Annotated in this window: 18 protein-coding genes; 14 read left to right on the top strand and 4 right to left on the bottom strand. The window is 70.1% G+C overall.

Translation table 11 applies throughout. From position 1 onward, the window contains the following. The first annotated feature begins 87 nt into the window (after nucleotides 1–87). Nucleotides 88–1,770 (top strand): DUF7927 domain-containing protein, encoded by a 1,683-nt coding sequence (locus JOF42_RS18150; RefSeq protein ID WP_210096225.1) that lies wholly within the window; start codon nucleotides 88–90, stop codon nucleotides 1,768–1,770. Between the two features lie 7 nt (nucleotides 1,771–1,777). Here the strand turns inward: JOF42_RS18150 and JOF42_RS01425 are convergent, their stop codons facing one another. Further along, nucleotides 1,778–2,002, bottom strand: a complete 225-nt coding sequence (locus tag JOF42_RS01425) for a multidrug transporter (RefSeq protein ID WP_210096224.1) — start codon at nucleotides 2,000–2,002, stop codon at nucleotides 1,778–1,780. A gap of 241 nt (nucleotides 2,003–2,243) precedes the next feature. On the opposite strand from JOF42_RS01425, the gene JOF42_RS01420 reads away from it, so the two are divergent. Both JOF42_RS01420 and JOF42_RS01415 read left to right on the top strand, forming a co-directional pair. Then, complete coding sequence (locus JOF42_RS01420; RefSeq protein ID WP_210096223.1) at nucleotides 2,244–2,888, top strand: MIP/aquaporin family protein; 645 nt, start codon at nucleotides 2,244–2,246, stop codon at nucleotides 2,886–2,888. Between the two features lie 298 nt (nucleotides 2,889–3,186). Beyond that, a complete protein-coding gene (locus tag JOF42_RS01415; RefSeq protein ID WP_210096222.1) occupies nucleotides 3,187–3,858 on the top strand; it encodes a GOLPH3/VPS74 family protein in 672 nt (223 codons plus the stop codon). Between the two features lie 5 nt (nucleotides 3,859–3,863). Here JOF42_RS01415 and JOF42_RS01410 read toward each other — a convergent pair whose 3' ends face one another. After that, on the bottom strand, nucleotides 3,864–4,613 hold the full coding sequence (locus tag JOF42_RS01410) for a DeoR/GlpR family DNA-binding transcription regulator (RefSeq protein ID WP_210096221.1): 750 nt from the start codon (nucleotides 4,611–4,613) through the stop codon (nucleotides 3,864–3,866). Nucleotides 4,614–4,682: 69 nt separating this feature from the next. Here JOF42_RS01410 and JOF42_RS01405 point away from each other — a divergent pair, with 69 nt between their 5' ends. Beyond that, on the top strand, nucleotides 4,683–5,054 hold the full coding sequence (locus JOF42_RS01405) for a DUF4406 domain-containing protein (protein WP_210096220.1): 372 nt from the start codon (nucleotides 4,683–4,685) through the stop codon (nucleotides 5,052–5,054). A gap of 9 nt (nucleotides 5,055–5,063) precedes the next feature. Here JOF42_RS01405 and JOF42_RS01400 read toward each other — a convergent pair whose 3' ends face one another. Then, nucleotides 5,064–5,954: an AraC family transcriptional regulator gene (locus JOF42_RS01400; protein ID WP_307803501.1), complete on the bottom strand. Its 891-nt coding sequence runs from the start codon at nucleotides 5,952–5,954 to the stop codon at nucleotides 5,064–5,066. 223 nt (nucleotides 5,955–6,177) lie between these two features. Between JOF42_RS01400 and JOF42_RS01395 the strand changes: the two genes are divergently transcribed. Both JOF42_RS01395 and JOF42_RS01390 read left to right on the top strand, forming a co-directional pair. Beyond that, on the top strand, nucleotides 6,178–8,448 hold the full coding sequence (locus JOF42_RS01395) for a beta-galactosidase (RefSeq protein ID WP_210096218.1): 2,271 nt from the start codon (nucleotides 6,178–6,180) through the stop codon (nucleotides 8,446–8,448). 15 nt (nucleotides 8,449–8,463) lie between these two features. Further along, nucleotides 8,464–11,406: a DUF5107 domain-containing protein gene (locus JOF42_RS01390; RefSeq protein WP_210096217.1), complete on the top strand. Its 2,943-nt coding sequence runs from the start codon at nucleotides 8,464–8,466 to the stop codon at nucleotides 11,404–11,406. A 4-nt stretch (nucleotides 11,407–11,410) separates the two neighbouring features. Here JOF42_RS01390 and JOF42_RS01385 read toward each other — a convergent pair whose 3' ends face one another. Continuing rightward, on the bottom strand, nucleotides 11,411–12,316 hold the full coding sequence (locus JOF42_RS01385) for an SDR family NAD(P)-dependent oxidoreductase (RefSeq protein ID WP_210096216.1): 906 nt from the start codon (nucleotides 12,314–12,316) through the stop codon (nucleotides 11,411–11,413). Nucleotides 12,317–12,476: 160 nt separating this feature from the next. Between JOF42_RS01385 and JOF42_RS01380 the strand changes: the two genes are divergently transcribed. From JOF42_RS01380 to JOF42_RS01345, 8 genes are all read left to right on the top strand, one after another. Beyond that, nucleotides 12,477–13,001 (top strand): Asp23/Gls24 family envelope stress response protein, encoded by a 525-nt coding sequence (locus tag JOF42_RS01380; protein ID WP_210096215.1) that lies wholly within the window; start codon nucleotides 12,477–12,479, stop codon nucleotides 12,999–13,001. Then, nucleotides 12,998–13,186, top strand: coding sequence for a DUF2273 domain-containing protein (locus JOF42_RS01375; RefSeq protein WP_056512003.1), 189 nt, complete (start codon nucleotides 12,998–13,000; stop codon nucleotides 13,184–13,186). Before JOF42_RS01380 ends, JOF42_RS01375 begins: the two co-directional genes overlap by 4 nt. After that, the gene (locus JOF42_RS01370) at nucleotides 13,186–13,578 is read left to right on the top strand and encodes a hypothetical protein (protein WP_056311292.1); all 393 of its coding nucleotides are present in this window, start codon (nucleotides 13,186–13,188) and stop codon (nucleotides 13,576–13,578) included. The genes JOF42_RS01375 and JOF42_RS01370 overlap by 1 nt, the downstream gene beginning before the upstream one ends. Continuing rightward, nucleotides 13,575–14,159: an Asp23/Gls24 family envelope stress response protein gene (locus tag JOF42_RS01365; RefSeq protein ID WP_210096214.1), complete on the top strand. Its 585-nt coding sequence runs from the start codon at nucleotides 13,575–13,577 to the stop codon at nucleotides 14,157–14,159. The genes JOF42_RS01370 and JOF42_RS01365 overlap by 4 nt, the downstream gene beginning before the upstream one ends. Continuing rightward, a complete protein-coding gene (locus tag JOF42_RS01360; protein ID WP_210096213.1) occupies nucleotides 14,156–14,770 on the top strand; it encodes a hypothetical protein in 615 nt (204 codons plus the stop codon). The genes JOF42_RS01365 and JOF42_RS01360 overlap by 4 nt, the downstream gene beginning before the upstream one ends. A gap of 44 nt (nucleotides 14,771–14,814) precedes the next feature. Further along, nucleotides 14,815–15,027, top strand: a complete 213-nt coding sequence (locus JOF42_RS01355) for a hypothetical protein (protein ID WP_210096212.1) — start codon at nucleotides 14,815–14,817, stop codon at nucleotides 15,025–15,027. A gap of 99 nt (nucleotides 15,028–15,126) precedes the next feature. After that, nucleotides 15,127–15,300, top strand: coding sequence for a CsbD family protein (locus tag JOF42_RS01350; protein WP_210096211.1), 174 nt, complete (start codon nucleotides 15,127–15,129; stop codon nucleotides 15,298–15,300). 89 nt (nucleotides 15,301–15,389) lie between these two features. After that, complete coding sequence (locus JOF42_RS01345; protein WP_210096210.1) at nucleotides 15,390–16,268, top strand: hypothetical protein; 879 nt, start codon at nucleotides 15,390–15,392, stop codon at nucleotides 16,266–16,268. Nucleotides 16,269–16,287: the final 19 nt, after the last annotated feature.

Below are 16,287 nucleotides of genomic sequence, written 5' to 3'. Positions count from 1 at the left end.
GTTCCGCCGCGCCCTGCCGCCACGGGCGCATGAGGGGGCACGCCGATACGCTGGGGCCATCCCCACCGATGTGTCTGGAGACCTGCTGTGCCCGTCGAACGTCGTTCCCGTCGCCGCTTCGCCGCGGTGCTCTCCCTCGCCGCAGTCCTCGGCGCCGCACTGGTCGGGGGAGGCATCGCCCCCGCATCCGCTGCCTCGTCCTCGCCCGTGACCGCCGTCTCGGTCGCCCCGTACGAGGCCGCGAACCCGCTGGTGCCCTCGGCCGCACTGCCGTTCCTGGCCGTCACGGTCGTATTCGACCGCGAGCTCGCGAGTGCCGGTGAGATATTCGACGTCCGCACCCCGGCAGGGACGCGAGCGGTGCTCTCGACCGCTGCGACTGTGACGGATGCCGAGGGTGGGACGCCACTCGTCGAGGTCACCGTCGCCGACTCCGGAGCGGCCGGCGATCTGGTGCGGGGCACGTTCACCGCAGCTGCCGCGGATGCCGTCAGCGTCACCGGCTCGTTCACGTTCTTCCTGCAGGTGGTCGGCTCGGGCATCCTCGACGCGGCCGGTGGCGTCTACTCGGCCGAGTTCGAGAGCGGTGGCCAGGTCTTCCGCTCCGACGTGGCCTACGGCACCGCGCTCGACCTGTTCCAGCGGGCGGGCGGCCACTGGACGAGCGGTGCGACCGCGACGTCTCCCGCTCGCTTCGTGGTGCAGGCGAAGGCGATCGGCGATGCGTCGGCCGCCGACTTCGGCGGGCAGTGGGTCGCCGCCGGTACCGAGGAGACGGCGCCGTTCGGAGGGTCGGTCGCGGACTGCTCGTCGACCACGCTCCGGGTGTTCGACGTGGACCCGGGCCCGGTGAACGTGCCGGTCGAGGGGGGAACCCCGCTGACAGAGGGCATCGACTTCACGGTGAACTGCGACGACACTCTCGACGGTCAGCCGATCGTGAGCGCGACGATCGCCGCGCCGCGGCAGGGAGCGTTCTACGTGCTCTCCTCCGCGAGGAACACGACGGGTGAGGGCACATGGTTCCCCGTCGACAACCTCGACATTCCCGAGGTGGCCCGTCAGGTCGCGCTGTACTCGGCGGTCGGCGCTGTCAGCGACGCGTCGCGTGATCCGTCGCACCCCACGCAGAAGAGCACCCTGCTGCTCTATGCCGGGCGCACCGCCGGCACCGCGACGACCGTGGCGGCGGTACCCCGCCTCGCCCTCGAGGCCTCGGCCGTGCCGGGCGCCGGCGCCGAGGTGCGCCCTGGCGACCGCATCCGATATCAGATGACTCTCACCAACACGGGCAACGTGCCGTTGACGGATGCCACCCTCACCGCCGATCTCGCTTCGCTGCTGCGTTCCGCCGGCATCGACGGCGCGTTCCAGGCGAGCGTCGGACAGGCGCGTCTCGACGGAACCGTGATGCGCTGGGTCGGCACGCTCGCCCCGGGTGAGTCCGTGACGGTGTCGTTCACCGCGCTCGTGCGGGTGGGGGGATCGGTCATCGACGTCGACGTCACCGCCGAGAGTCCCGGCGCTCGCGGTGGCGCCGCGGCCGCCGAACCTCAGTCGTTCGAGCACGAGGTCCTCGCGGCGGTGCCGACGGATCCCGGCCTTCCGACGGACTCCGACGGCCCGACGGACCCGCCGAGAGGCGCGCTGGCGCAGACCGGTGCAGACAGTTCCGGGGCGGCGGCTCTGGGCGGGATGCTCCTGCTCGCGGGCGTCGTGATCAGCACCGTGGCGGGACTCCGCCGCCGCACGACGCCGTCACGCTCGTGAGCGCCGTCTACTCCTGAGGCGCGTCGTCGACGTCGGTCTCGACGCCGGGGCCAGGGCCGGGTCGCACGGCGGCATCCGGAAGGATGTCGATGCGCGTGTTTCCGTCGTGCTCCGAGACCTCGATGCGCGGCGCGGCATCGGCCTCGGTGGCATCCGGTGCGGAGGTGAGCTGGTCGTGCCGCTTCTCTTCGCTCGTCATGGCGTCATCGGGGGTCTGGTCAGGCGTGCTCATGGTTCTCCTTCTGGTGGGGATCGATCCTCGAACCCTAGGAACCGGGCGGCAGCACCGCGACGGGCTTGACACCACGGCAACGACGCGGCATTCAGGAATTTCACAGAAAGCCCGCGCGGCGCGCATCCGCGGGGCGTTCGCCGTCGATATATTCGGGGCGTCATCGGAGGGCGCGTCAGCCGGAGTGCGCGGGCGGACGAATCGGTCGCCTTCCGCCCGAAATCTCAGAAAAGAGCAACTCATGACCGGTACTCCCCGTAAGGCGCTCGCAGAAGCGATCGCCACCTTCCTCTTCGTCCTCACGATCATCGCCGCGGTGAACAGCGAGAGCCCGCTGACGCCGCTCGCGATCGGTTTCACGCTCGCCGTGCTCGTCTTCTCGACGGGTCACATCTCGGGCGCTCACCTGAACCCGGCCGTGTCGGTCGGTGTCTTCCTGCGCGGCGGCCTCAGCGTCGTCGACTTCATCGCCTACCTCGTGGCGCAGTTCGTCGGCGGCGCGCTCGCCGCGCTGACCAGCTTCGCCGTGTGGCCCTCGGGTGGCGAGGCCGTCGTCATCGAGGTCGGCCCGGCGTTCTTCGTCGAGGCGCTGTTCACCCTGATCCTCGTCTGGGTCGTGCTCAACACGGCGACCTCGAAGGACACCGAGGGCAACTCGTTCTACGGTCTCGCCATCGGTGCCACCGTGTTCGTCGGCGCGGCGACCGTCGGCTCGATCTCGGGCGGCGGCTTCAACCCGGCCGTGGCGCTCGGACTCTCGGTCGGCGGCTACTTCGACTGGGCCTCGCTGTGGCTCTACATCGTCGCCCCGGTCGTCGGTGCGGTCATCGCGGCCGTGCTCTTCCGCCTGCTCAACACGGACGACGCCAAGAAGATCGGCGCGTAACTCCTCACCTCGAACGCCGCGTCCTCCCCGGAGGGCGCGGCGTTCGTGCGTTGCGGTGCTGTTCCGGTCGCACTTCGTGCCGCGCATGTGCCGTTCCGGTCGCAATTCGTGCCGTGCAGATCGTGCACCGGCGGCACGAATTGCGACCGGAACAGCCGGATGGCGGAACTGCGACGGGAACGGCCGGATGGCGGAACGGCGACCGGGACAGCCCGGCGGCGCGAACAGCCGGCGACCGCATCCGAAGTCATCCGTGAGGGGGATGCAACGGCCCGAAGCGCCGTTCTAGCGTGGATGCATGCTGATCGTCGAAGAACTCCACATGCTGCTTCTCCGGCCCGATGGTCGTATCGAGAGCGCCGTGAGCGTGAACCGCCTCTACGGCGAGGTCGCCGCCGTCATCGTCGACCTCGTCCTGCACAGGCGCGTCGCCGTCTCGGAGGGCAAGAACCCGACCGTCGAGATCGTGTCGACCGAGCCGACGGGCAATCCGATCCTCGACTCGACGCTCGAGCGTCTCGTTCCGCTGCGGGGCAAGCGTCTGCAGTCGCTCGTCACGCGTCCCAAGCTCGACCCGCTCGAGGTCGTCGTGGAGTCGCTCGTGGTGCAGGGCGTGCTCATCCGCGGGGAGCGCGGCTTCTTCGGATGGGGTTCGGCTCGCACGCCCGAGTCCGATCCCGCTCCCGAGATGGTGCTGCGCTCGCGGCTCGCCGCCGTGATCGCCGGCACGGGGGTGCCGACGCAGGCCGACCTCGCCCTGCTCTCGATCCTCCAGAACCTCAACGCGGCCCACGGGATCCTGCGCGATCAGTGCGGCGGCATGTCGGCGCGCGACCTCAAGAAGCGGATCGAGGAGCTCACGGCGGGGTCCGCCGCGGGGGATGCCGTCGCCAAAGCGGTCAACGATGCGATCACCGCCGCGATGGTGGCCATCATGACCCCGACGATCGTGGCCGCCACGATCACCTGACGTCGTCAGCGCAGCACGGGCACCCGCTGCGCGAGCTCGTCGATCACCGGGTCGGCATCGCGAGGGTCGACGACGATGCCGGCGACCGCGTCCAGGTCGAGCACGGGGAAGTGCGAGGTCACGCCGATCTTCTCCTCACTGCCGAGCACGAACGTCCGGGCGCAGCGCGCGGCGATCGCCCGCTTGGTCACGGCGTCGTCGAGGTGCCCGGTGGTCAGGCCGCGTACCGGGTCGATGCCCGTCACGCCCAGGAAGAACAGGTCGGCGGCGAGGTGCTGCACGGCCTCCATCGCGAGCGGGCCGCTCGCGACCATCGAGAATCGTGCGAGCTCACCCCCGATCATCACGACGCGTGCGGCGGAGTGCTCGGCCACGGCGAGGGCGATCGCGGGACTCGGCGTGATGACCGTGAGGTCGGCACCGTGCGGCAGCATCCGGGTCATCGCGAGCGTGGTGGTGCCGGCATCCAGCACGATCGTCGAGCCGGGCGCGATCAGCTCGACCGCACGGCGAGCGACCCGCTCCTTGCTGTCCGTCGCGAGTGAGGTCCTCTGGTCGACGGGCCTGTCGGCGGGCGGCACCGGCAGGGCTCCGCCGTAGACGCGCACCATCTCCCCCGCGTCGGACAGTTCTCGCAGGTCGCGTCGGATCGAATCCTCCGAGACGCCGAGGTCGAGGGCGACGTCCTTCGCGACCACGCGTCCGTCTCGGCGGAGGATCTCCCGCAGGTGGTCTTTGCGCTGTGCGCCCAGCATCCGACTCCTCAGGTCTTGATCTTTCACGAAGTTGCACGTTCTTGCACGGTTAACGTTACAGTCTTCCCCATGACAACTCCACTCCTCATTCTCATCGCCGGCCCCTACCGCTCGGGAACCGGCGGCGACCCCGCTCTGATCGCCCGCAACCTCGAGCGGCTGGAAGAGGCCGCGGCGCCGATCCATCGCCTCGGCCATGTGCCGATGATCGGCGAATGGGTCGCCCTGCCGATCCTCCGCGGGATGGATGACACCGATGCCGCCCAGGGAGACGTGATGTACGAGACCGCCCACCGCCTGCTGCAGCACTGCGACGCCGTGCTGCGCCTGCCCGGTGACTCCGCCGGCGCCGACAAGGACGTCGAGATCGCGCACGAACGCGGGTTGCCCGTGTACCGCTCGATCGGTGAGATCCCGGTGAGGGGGGTCCTGGTCTCCTGAGGAAGCGGCTCAGGAGGGCGACAGGCGTTCGGATACCGACTGGCGACGGAACTCCGACGGGCTCACCCCGTTGATCGAGCGGAACTGGCGTGAAAAGTAGAGCGCGTCCTCGTATCCGACGGCCTGGGCGATCTCGGAGACCGTCGCCTCCGTGGTGATCAGGAGTTCTCGCGCACGCGCACTGCGCAGACGCTTGAGGTAGTCCTTGACGGACCTGCCCACGGACCCGCGGAACAACGCGGAGAAGTGCGAGGTGCTGATGCCGGCCATCGCGGCGAGCTCGGGCACCGAGAACTGCGTGTCGAGGTTCATGCGCAGGTAGTCCTGCACATGGCGGATGCGGTCGCTCGTGGCGGCCGTTCCCCGAAGCGCGCTCGACGTGATCGCGGCGAGCATCCGCCAGGCGGCTCCGGACGCGGCGAGGAGCATGGGTAACGACTCGTCTTGCTCGAGGGCACTCACGGCCTCTTCCAGAGACTGCACCACGGCGAAGACGTCGTGCAGTTCGACGATCGGGCCGCGGTCGTCGGCGAAGATCGTCGCGATGAAGTCGTCGACGTCGGATCCGGTCACATGCGCCCACCAGATGGTCCACGGGTCGTCGACATCCGCGCGGTACCGGTGGCGGACACCCGCGGGGAGGATCACGGCGGAACCCCGCGCGACGCGCACCGGTTCGTGGTCTCCCCACTCGACCCAGCCGGCGCCGTCGGTGCAGACGATGATGATCGTCTCGGGCGCGCCCGCAGCGCGCACCCGACCGTGCTGCGCCGCGTGGGGGAAGTAGCCGACATCCGTGACCAGCAGTCGGCGCACGATCGGCTGGTCGTGAGCCGCGCGCACCGCGGGGCGCGGGATCACTCGAAGGCGTTGGCCCAGGAATCCCTCATGCACGTACACGGCGGCAGGCTCCTTGCTCGAGGCGATCAGAGTTTCGTCTATCGAAAGCGGGGCGGGTTTCGAACGAATCCCCGAATCATAGCGCTGGGATGCGAATCTTCGCGTCCCAGCAGTGATCGCGTGACATGGATTCATCCATATGCCGGCGACGGATCGTACTTCCTCCCCTCTGCGTCCTGGCCGTAGTCTCGGGAGCGCTCGCCCCGTCTTTCGAAGGAGAATCATGCCCGCGACGTCGACTCTCCGCACCATCACCCTTCTCGACGATCGGCCCCCGCTGACCGAGCCGGCGATGAGCAACACCGAGGACCCGCATGAGCGGCTGCGCCTGACGAGTCGGTGGATCGAGGTCGACGGAGCACCCACGGTGCCGGTGACCGGCGAGCTGCACTTCAGCAGGATCCCGCGCAGGCGGTGGGAGGAGCAGCTGCGCCTGCTCGTCGCGTCGGGTCTCACATCGGTGTCGACCTATGTGTTCTGGATCCACCACGAGCGCGAACGCGGGCAGGTGAGGTTCGACGGGGATCTCGACGTCGCGGCCTTCCTCGAGACGGCCGAGCGGGTGGGGATCGACGTGATCCTGCGCATCGGGCCGTGGTGCCATGGAGAGGTCCGGAACGGTGGGCATCCGGACTGGGTCGTCGCGGCTCTCGGAGATCGTGCGCGCACGAACGACGCGGAGTACCTCACGCTGGTCCGCGACTGGTACGGGAGGATCGCGGAGCAGGTGCGTCGGTTCTGCGGACCGGATCGGCCGATCGTCGGCATCCAGCTCGAGAACGAGCTCCACGACCAGCCGGATCACATCGCCGCCCTGAAGGCGATCGCGCAGGAGTCCGGGCTCGCGGCGCCGCTGTGGACGGCGACCGGTTGGGGCGGGGCGATCCTGCCCCCTCACGACGTCTTCCCCCTCTACAGCGGCTATGCCGACGGCTTCTGGGCGGGTCAGGGATCCACGTGGGACGACAGCTTCCGCGACCACTTCCGGTTCACGCACGTCTGGGACGATCCGGGTGTGGGCGGCGACTTCCGCGAGGGCGCCGAGATCGTCGTCCGGCCGGTCGACCCCGAGTTCCCTCCGTCGACGTGCGAGCTGGGCGGAGGCATGGCCACCGCGTACCACCGGCGCCCGATCGCGCGCGCTCGGGACATCGCGGCCCTCGCGAACGTGAAGATCGGCAACGGTTCGGCCTGGCAGGGCTTCTACATGTACGCGGGCGGAGTGAATCCGGAGGACGGACTGCAGGAGAGCCTGGCCACGGGGTACCCGAACGACCTGCCGCGGTTCGACTACGACTTCCAGGCGGCCTTCGGTGCCACAGGCCGTCCGGGCCCGAGCCTGGGCGTTCTCCGCGACCACAATGCCTTCCTCGCCGCCTTCGGCCCACTCCTCGCCGACACATTCAGCTCTCTTCCTGACGATGCGCCGGTCGACGTGCGCGACCTGGACTCGCTGCGTTGGGCGGTGCGCGGGGACGGGGTGAGCGGCTTCCTCTTCGTGAACACGCACCAGCCCCATGAGCCGCTGTCGGCGGTTCCCGCAGTGCAGTTCCGCATCCCGGTCGCGGGCGGCGATCTGGTGGTCCCCGACCGGCCGGTCGACGTCCCGACCGGGGTGGTCGGCCGCTGGCCGCTGCGGGTCGACATCGCCGGCGCACGGGTCGAGTGGGCGACGGCATCCGCCTCCGGCATCGTCGAGGGCGAGGTGCCCACGCTGGTGCTTCGTGCGCACGACGGCGTCCCCGCACGGCTGCAGCTCGGTGAAGGGTCTCGCGCTCTTCGTCGAGGGGTCGAGGTGGATGCGGCGGCGCCACTCGATCTCACCTCGGGCGATGTCGTCGTGGTCGACGGCGCCCTGCGCATCCTCGTGGTCGACGAGGAGCGCGCCGAACGGCTCTGGTACCTGGGCGCCGACCTGGTGGATTCGGCGGATGCCGTGTGGCGGGAATCCGGCCGCCTCGTGGTGCGCGCGGAGCGCGAGCCGACGGCGCACATCTGGACGGGGGAGGAGTTCGCTCCGCTCGACCTGCGCACCGACGCGCACCCCGGCACCACCCGACTGACGATCGAGGAGCTGCGCCCCCCGGGGGATGTCCCGGCCCGCTACGGCGAATCGATGGGCCGGTCGGCCGCGCCCGACGACGAACAGTTCGACGAGGTCGCCGGAGTGTGGAGGGTAGTGCCTCCCGAACCGCAGCATCTCTCGGAGGGCGACCTCGTCGAGCTCGTCGTCGACTGGGAGGGCGACGTCGCGCAGCTGCGCGCCGACGGCGTCGTGATCGCGGATCGCTTCTGGGACGGACTCGTCTGGCGCGTCGACATCACCGATCTCGCACCCACCGCCGAGCTCACCCTGCACGTCGCGCCGATCGGCGCGCACAGCGTGATCGACCTCGACGCCTCGGTGCGCGAGCGCGTCGATGCGGCGGAGCGACTCGGCTCGGTGCTCCGCGTGGACCGCGTCGTGTCCTCCCGCTGGACCTCGGCTCTCTGAAGAGGAGAACAGATCATGAGCACCGACACCACGACCGAGACCGCCGACCGCTCGAACGCGGAGCTCGTCCTGCCCGACGTGCCCGCAGCGCTGCGGGCGGACCTCGACGCCGGCCGCGCGGTCGCCTGGTACGAGGCGGTCGAGATCGACACGTACGAGCCGGATGCGCCGTCGACCTACCCGATGTACCTCGACCAGCGCGTCTATCAGGGGTCGAGCGGGCGCGTGTATCCGATGCCGTTCATCGAGCGGATCGCGTCGGCCCCGGTGCGTCGCCGGTGGAACGCCGTGCACATCGAGAACGCCTACCTCCGGCTGATGATCCTGCCCGAGCTCGGCGGACGCATCCACGTCGCCTACGACAAGACGACCGGCTACGACTTCTTCTACCGGAACAACGTCATCAAGCCCGCCCTGGTCGGGCTCACGGGGCCGTGGATGAGCGGCGGGGTCGAGTTCAACTGGCCTCAGCATCACCGTCCCGCGACGTTCCTGCCGGTCGAGTCGACCATCGAGCGCCACGACGACGGCAGCGTCACGGTGTGGTGCAGCGACCACGACCCGTTCGCCCGGATGCGCGGTACGCACGGCATCCACGTGGGCGCGAACAGCTCCACCGTGCGGGTCGACGTGCGACTGCACAACCGCACGAGCATCGCGCAGACCTTCCTCTGGTGGGCCAACGTCGCCGTGCGGGTGCACGATCAGTACCAGTCGTTCTTCCCCGAGGACGTGCGCCACGTCGCCGACCACGCGCGTCGCGCCCTCACCGGGTACCCCCAGGCCGACCGTCCGTACTACGGCGTCGACTACCGGGAGCGCGCCCGCCGCGAAACGGGTGCCGACCGCATCGACTGGTACCGCAACATCCCCGTGCCGACGTCGTACATGATCGTCGACACCGAGCACGAGTACTTCGGCGGGTACGACCATGACGCCCAGGCGGGCTTCGTGCACTGGGCCGACCGCCGTGTCGCACCGGGCAAGAAGCAGTGGACCTGGGGGGATGCGCCCTTCGGCCACGCGTGGGATCGGCTGCTCACGGATGCCGATGGGCCCTACGTCGAGCTCATGGCCGGCGTCTACACCGACAACCAGCCCGACTTCAGCTGGCTGGCGCCGGGCGAGACCAAGCGGTTCAGCCAGTACTGGTACCCGATCCCCGGGATCGGCGTCGCCCATCAGGCATCCACCGAGGCCGCGATCCACGTCGACAGGGACGGGGATCTGCTCGTGAAGGTGGCGGTGACGTCGCCGCAGGCCGGCGCTCGTCTCGAGATCCGGGACGCCGACGGCATCCTCCGCTCGGAGCACACGGCTGACCTGGTGCCGGGAGACGTGTGGCTGGTGGAGTCCGGCATCCCGTCGGCATCCGGGCTGCGCGTGAGGCTGCGGGCCGCGACCGGAGCGACGCTCGTCGCGTGGCAGGAGGTCGCCTCCGACGAGGGCGAGGAGCCGTGGACCGCCACGGCCCCGTCCGCACCCGCCGATGTCGACAGCACCGACGAGCTCTACCTGATCGGGCTGCATCTGGTGCAGTACCGGCATCCGAGCCGTTCGCCGCTGCCGTACTGGGACGAGGCGCTGCGCCGGGATCCCTCCGACGCGCGGGTGCTCACCGGACTTGCCGAGCTCGCCTACCGGGCGGGCTCCTACGGCCGGGCGAAGGAACTGCTCGACCGCGCGCTCGCGCGCATCACCGCCCGCAATGCCAACCCCCGGCACGCGGACGCCCTCTATTTGCTCGGCCTGGTCGAGCAGCGTCGTGGAGACGCCGCCGCCGCCCGCCGCTCCTTCGCGAAGGCATTCTGGGATGCAGCCTTCGTCGCTCCCGCCGGGCTCGAGATGGCGCGTCAGTCGGCGCAGGCGGGCGACCACGCCGCGGCCCTGCACGACCTCGACGAGCTGGATGCCGTGGCCTCCGACGACCGCCGACGAGGCGCGCTGCGAGTGGTGCTGCTGAGACGACTCGGACGTGACGCCGATGCCGGGGCGGCGCTCCGGCGGCTTCGCGCCGAAGACCCCCTCGACCCGCTGCTCGGCTTCCTCGACACGGGTGCTCTACCCGGCGACGGCCGCACCTTCCTCGACCTGGCCGGCGAACTCGCGCGGGCCGGCGAGGCGGATGCCGCCCTGTCGGTGCTCGACGATGCCACCCGCGTGCCGCCGAGTGCCGCCGGCAACGTCGCACCGCTCGCCCGCTACCACCGCGCAGCGATCCTCGACCGGCTCGGCCTCGCTGACGATGCCGCACGCGAGCGCGCCGCGGCCAGGGAATCGGACCGGCGCTGGACCTTCCCCGCCGGACTCGACGACCACGACGTGCTCGTGGCGGCGCTCGCCGCAGAGCCGGACCCGGTCGCGGCGAGCCTGCTCGGTGCGCTCCTCTATGACGCGGGGCGCCGTGAGGATGCCCTGGCGTTGTGGGAGCGGGCGATCGAGGGGGGCCTCGACGACCCGGTCGTGCATCGCAACGCGGGTTTGGCGAGCTACAACGTGGCGCACGACGATGTCCGCGCCGTGGCGCACTACGAGCGAGCTGTGGCCCTCGATCCGGGCGATGCGCGGCTGCTGTTCGAGCGCGACCAGCTGGCTGTCCGACTCGGAGAGACCGATATCGAGCGACGGGAGCGTCTCGCCGACCGGTTCGACGTGGTCGCCGCCCGTGACGATCTCGTCGTGGCCTACGCCGACCTGCTGGTCAGCACGGGATCGGCCGCGGAGGCACTCGCGCTTCTCGAGAGCCGCGTCTTCCAGCCGTGGGAGGGCGGCGAGGGTCGGGTGCTCGGCGCCTGGGATCGAGCGCGCGACGCTCTCGGCCTGCCGCAGGGAGAGCCGCCGCTCAGCCTCGGCGAGGGGCGCCCGGCGTACACGCCGCCGATCGCGCGGCATGCCGACGGCGAGATCGACTACTTCGCGACGAGCCTGCCCGACCTGCTCCTGTTCTCCCGGAGCTGAGCGTTCAGACCGTGAAGCGCACGCCGGTCATGTGCTCGGCGACCGACCACAGCTCGGCTCCCACGTCGACCGAGCGCACCTGCGCGCTCGCGGTGACCCGCTTCGGCGCTCCGCGGAACTCGAGCAGACCGCCGGGACCCCAGTAGTCGCCGCCGGTGGCATCCGCCGCGACCGCCGCGTGCACGATCGGCGCGGCCCCGGCATCCTTCCCCTGCACGAGCGGGCGGGTGAGCGAGGCGAACGCCCGCGCCGGGCCCGAGACGTCGGCGAGGCCGTCGCGGTGCGGGGTGAGCGGATCCACGGCGTAGCCGGGGTGCGCGCACAACGCCGAGCGCGCCGTGCCCCGCCACCGACGGTTGAGTTCGAAGGCGAACGCCATGAGCGCGGCCTTCGACCGGCCGTACTGACGCAGGGAGGCCCCGGTCCACGGCTGCGAGAGCGTCGCGGGGTCGATCTGCGCGAAGCGGTGCGCGAGTGAGCCGACCGCCACGACCCGCGCATCGTCGGCGAGCACATCGCCGAGCTGCGCGAGCAGGGCGAAGTGGCCGAGGAAGTTCGTGCCCACCATCAGGTCCAGCCCGTCGGCGGTGCGAGCGGCGCGATCCGCCGCCTTGACCCCCGCATTGCAGATCACGGCGTCGAGACGCTCGCCGAGCGAGGCGGCGGCGGCCCGGATGCTCGCGAGAGACCCGAGATCGACCGGGAGGATGCCGAGGTCAGCCCCCGGCACATGAGCACGGATCGACGAGGCGGCGACCTCCGCGCGCTCGGACGACCGGCATCCGAGCAGCACCCGCGCACCGTGTGCGGAGAGGATCTCAGCGCACCAGTATCCGATGCCCGCGTTCGCTCCGGTGACGAGGATCGTGCGGCCGTGCAGGTCGGGTATTCCCGCCGAGGAGGACGTCATGCTCTCCAACCTAGGCGGCGCTCGAGGGGCGCTCAGAAGATTCTTCGACGAATCTGTGACGAATCCTCGCCCTCGCACGTCCTATCTGTGAGCGACCAACACGCTCCCGGTGAGGCCATCAGGTCTCGCAACCGGCACCACGTGAGACGAAGGAAAAGTCATGGCAACTCAGGATCAGAACACTCCCGCCAGCCCCGCCGAGAAGGAACTGGCACAGACTTCCGCCGCGCCGAAGCCGGCCGCATCCACCTCGCGTGTGGACCGCTCCTCCAGCTTCTCGACGTCGCGGATCCCCGCAGACACGGATGCCGCGGGCAAGACGGTCATCGCCGACGGCGTGGTCGCCAAGGTCGCCGGTATCGCCGCCCGTGAGGTCGCCGGCGTGTACGCGCTCGGTGGTGGCGGAGCCCGCGCCTTCGGCGCAATCCGCGACGTGATCAACGCCACCGACCTCGCCCAGGGCGTCAAGGTCGAGGTCGGCGAGACCCAGGCCGCCGCAGACCTGACGATCGTCGTCGAGTACCCCGCCCCCATCCAGGAGGTCGCGAACAACGTCCGCGCCGCCGTCGCCGGAGCGATCAGCCGCCTGGTCGGCCTCGAGGTCGTCGAGGTCAACGTCGAGGTCAACGACGTGCACGTGCCCGGTGACGACAGCAACGAGAACGAGGAGTCGCGCGTCTCATGACCCCCACCACCACGGGCGCCCTGATCGGCGCCCTCCTCGCCCTCGCTGCGCTGATGTTCGGATTCTGGGGCTTCCTGCTCATGGCTCTGTTCGCCGGCATCGGGGCACTCATCGGTCGGATCGCCTCCGGCAAGCTCGACGTCCGCGGTCTCGCGGACGCCTTCACCGGGCGGCGTACCTCCTGATGCGCGCCGACCAGCACCTCGCCGCCGGTGGCGGCCCCGAGCGGGCCGCCACCGAGGCCACCGTCCCTGGTCGCGTCGACGTGAAAGAACGCGTCTACCGCACGGTCACCGAACAGGCGTCCGCAACCCTGATCGGTGTCCCTCGCGGTGACGTGAAGGTCGACGTGACCGAACACCCCGGCGGGATCGCGGTGCGCATCGCCACACCGCTTCCCGTCCCGGATCTCGACGACACCGTCGCGATCTCCCAGAGCGTCCCCGTGCTCGATCGGGCCCGCCAGCTGCAGGAGCAGCTCCAGCGGAACCTGACCGACGTCCTCGGACGCGACGTCACCCGCATCAACCTCACCATCACCGGTGCGACCATCCCCGAGAGGAGACGAGTGCGATGAGCACCCCGGTTCTTCGTCGCGTCATCCGACGCGAGACGCATTCGCCGCGCACCGTCGCGATGTTCGTGGCGGTCATCCTCCTCATCCTCGCCCTGGCCTACATCGGGCTCGAGATCGTGCTGAGCCTCGCCGCCCAGCCCGCGCTCCTGCTCGGTCCGGCCGCGGCCGGCGGATGGCTGGTCGGCCTTCCCACCGCGCAGCCCGCCGGGCTCGTGATCGCCGGCAGCGTCGTGCTCGCCCTCATCGGGGTCGTGTTCGTCGTTCTCGCCCTCACGCCGGGCCGCCTGTCGAAGCACACCCTCGACGCGGGAGACCGGGCGGTCGTCGTCGACAACGGCGTGATCGCGAGCGCTCTCGCCCAGCACCTCTCGGAGGAGACGGGCCTCGCCCGCGACAACATCACCGTCGGCGTGGGCCACCGCGGGGTCGACGTCACCGTGCGCCCCGGCGCCGGCATCCCGATCGACAAGAGCGCGGTGCAGTCCGCTGCCGACGCCGAGCTGCAGACGTACCGACTCGCCAGGAGCGTCCGTACCCGGGTGCGCATCGAGCGCCCCACCGAGCAGGAGGACGAGCTGTGAACAACACGAACCGTGCGTTGAACCGCACTCTGCTGCTGATCATCGGGCTGCTGTTCCTGGCCCTCGGCGCCCTCGGCATCGCGATCATGAGCTGGCCCACCGCGACGGACATCTGGACGTCGGCCGGCAAGGACGCCCGCTCCTGGCTCGACCAGGCGATCACCGCCACCGCGATCGCCGGCGGCAGCCTCTCGTGGATCGGGATCGGCGCCGTCGCGGCGATCCTCGTGGTCATCGTGCTGCTGATCCTCGCCCTCACCAGCATCGCCGGGCGCCGCTCGAAGACGGCCTTCCGTTCGACGGGGGCGCAGAACCCGCTCGGTCGGGTCACCGTCACCGAATCGTTCGTGTCGGATGCCGTGAAGAACTCGCTCGCGACGAGGGACGAGATCCTCTCGGCCCAGGTCACGGCGAACGACATCCGCAACACCCCGGTGCTGCACGTGGCGGTCACGCCGCGACAGAACACCGACCCGCGTGAGGTCGTCGATCACATCGACCGTCTGCTCACCAACCTCGCCACCCTGACCGGCCGTGACACCGAGACCTATGTCTCGATCCACACCGGGCTCCGTGCGCGTCTCGCCCACGACCAGCGTCGGCTGTCCTGAACACCGGCCGTCGTCCCATCTCTCAGGAAGCAGGAACCCGCATCATGCGAAACAAGATCCTCCTCATCGGCGCCGTCGCCTTCGTCGCCTACGTCCTGGGCAGCCGGTCGGCGACCGTGCAGGTGAACAAGGGCGAGTCGGTCCGGCATCAGCTCGTGCGGATGTGGAACGACCCCAAGGCGAAGAAGGAACGAGCCAAGACCGCCAAGAAGGCGGCCAAGGCTGCGGAGAAGGCGCTCGACAAGGTTCGTCGCTGACATCCGTCCACCCACTTATCGTCGGTCGCGAAGAGCAACGGCGATAAGACCGCGGGAATCCTCCCGCAGTCAACGATCACCTCACGAAAGGAGCTCCTCATGGGACTCGACGACAAGATCAAGAACGCCGCTCAGGACATCGCCGGCAAGGCGAAGGAAGCGATCGGCAACGCGACCGACAACGACAAGCTCGTCGCCGAAGGCAAGGCCGACCAGGTCAAGGCCGACGCGAAGAAGGCCGGCGAGAACGTCAAGGACGCGTTCAAGAAGTAAGACCCCCGGCGCGGGCGGGTGGAGGGTGATTCACACCTCCACCCGCCCGTTGCTGTGCGCGCGGGGGTCGTCATGAGACGATGCCGGGGATGGATGCCGCCGCCGAAGCCGAACTGCGTGAGCTGCGTGCTCGCGCCTACGGCCCCCATGCCGACATCGCGACGGACCCGGCCGCACTGCGTCGCTTGCAGGAACTGGAGTCGTCCCGCGTCGCGGCATCCATACGGCGCGGGGGCGGCAGCACGACCGCGGGTGGCGGTCCGGGGGCCGCCCGCGACACCGGTGATCGCCGCGATTCCGGCGAGATCGCCGAGCTGCGCGTCGTGCTCCCCGCCGCCGACGAGTCACGGGCGAGCGATGACCTCATCGAGAGGCTGGATGACGACTCGTTCTGGGACGACTCCGACGCGGGCGATGAAGAGGCCGAGGAGACCGACTGGCGCGCGCGTCTCGTGCGCTGGCGAGCACCGCTGTGGGTGGCATCCGTCGTGGCGGCCGCGGCGCTGGCAGGCACGATGGCCTTCGCTCTCGCGTCGATAGCGCCGGTGTCGTCGTCTGCCGGAGCGCCCCAGATCGACACGCTCACCCTGTCGAGCGCGGGCGTGATCCCTCCCGGCTGGTTCGGTGCGGAGAAGGATGCCGAGTCCGCGGACTTCTACGGCCTGACGGTGTTCGTGACCCCGCTCTGGTCCTCGGAGTCGGGCGATCGCTCGGCCGAAGACCGTTGCATCAATGTGGTGAGCACCGACCAGCTGCCGGAATGGCGTGACTACAACGAGTCTTCCTGGGGGTTCGAAGGACAGATGTACTCGGACTGCGGCATGGGGGTGTTCCCGGCGACCGCCGAGGTGCCTCTCGGTGGATTCGCCCCCGACGAGCTGCGCGAACGCTACCCCTCGGGCACCACGCTGCAGTTCGTCCTCGACGGCGACAGCGTCGGGGTCTTCCTCGACTCGAGCGAGGAGTAGCGGGTCGGCCGCACCGGTG

It is taken from the genome of Microbacterium phyllosphaerae, from assembly GCF_017876435.1.
Lineage (GTDB): Bacteria > Actinomycetota > Actinomycetes > Actinomycetales > Microbacteriaceae > Microbacterium > Microbacterium phyllosphaerae.
Note: the sequence above shows the minus strand (reverse complement) of the source record. Positions and strands in the feature narration are given on the sequence as shown.

What these genes read in the sequence shown, in the direction of transcription:
- JOF42_RS01425 (WP_210096224.1), bottom strand. Translation starts at nt 2,002, where the DNA reads ATGAGCACGCCTGACCAGACCCCCGATGACGCCATGACGAGCGAAGAG.
- JOF42_RS01420 (WP_210096223.1), top strand. Translation starts at nt 2,244, where the DNA reads ATGACCGGTACTCCCCGTAAGGCGCTCGCAGAAGCGATCGCCACCTTC.
- JOF42_RS01415 (WP_210096222.1), top strand. Translation starts at nt 3,187, where the DNA reads ATGCTGATCGTCGAAGAACTCCACATGCTGCTTCTCCGGCCCGATGGT.
- JOF42_RS01410 (WP_210096221.1), bottom strand. Translation starts at nt 4,613, where the DNA reads ATGCTGGGCGCACAGCGCAAAGACCACCTGCGGGAGATCCTCCGCCGA.
- JOF42_RS01405 (WP_210096220.1), top strand. Translation starts at nt 4,683, where the DNA reads ATGACAACTCCACTCCTCATTCTCATCGCCGGCCCCTACCGCTCGGGA.
- JOF42_RS01395 (WP_210096218.1), top strand. Translation starts at nt 6,178, where the DNA reads ATGCCCGCGACGTCGACTCTCCGCACCATCACCCTTCTCGACGATCGG.
- JOF42_RS01390 (WP_210096217.1), top strand. Translation starts at nt 8,464, where the DNA reads ATGAGCACCGACACCACGACCGAGACCGCCGACCGCTCGAACGCGGAG.
- JOF42_RS01385 (WP_210096216.1), bottom strand. Translation starts at nt 12,316, where the DNA reads ATGACGTCCTCCTCGGCGGGAATACCCGACCTGCACGGCCGCACGATC.
- JOF42_RS01380 (WP_210096215.1), top strand. Translation starts at nt 12,477, where the DNA reads ATGGCAACTCAGGATCAGAACACTCCCGCCAGCCCCGCCGAGAAGGAA.
- JOF42_RS01375 (WP_056512003.1), top strand. Translation starts at nt 12,998, where the DNA reads ATGACCCCCACCACCACGGGCGCCCTGATCGGCGCCCTCCTCGCCCTC.
- JOF42_RS01370 (WP_056311292.1), top strand. Translation starts at nt 13,186, where the DNA reads ATGCGCGCCGACCAGCACCTCGCCGCCGGTGGCGGCCCCGAGCGGGCC.
- JOF42_RS01365 (WP_210096214.1), top strand. Translation starts at nt 13,575, where the DNA reads ATGAGCACCCCGGTTCTTCGTCGCGTCATCCGACGCGAGACGCATTCG.
- JOF42_RS01355 (WP_210096212.1), top strand. Translation starts at nt 14,815, where the DNA reads ATGCGAAACAAGATCCTCCTCATCGGCGCCGTCGCCTTCGTCGCCTAC.
- JOF42_RS01350 (WP_210096211.1), top strand. Translation starts at nt 15,127, where the DNA reads ATGGGACTCGACGACAAGATCAAGAACGCCGCTCAGGACATCGCCGGC.
- JOF42_RS01345 (WP_210096210.1), top strand. Translation starts at nt 15,390, where the DNA reads ATGGATGCCGCCGCCGAAGCCGAACTGCGTGAGCTGCGTGCTCGCGCC.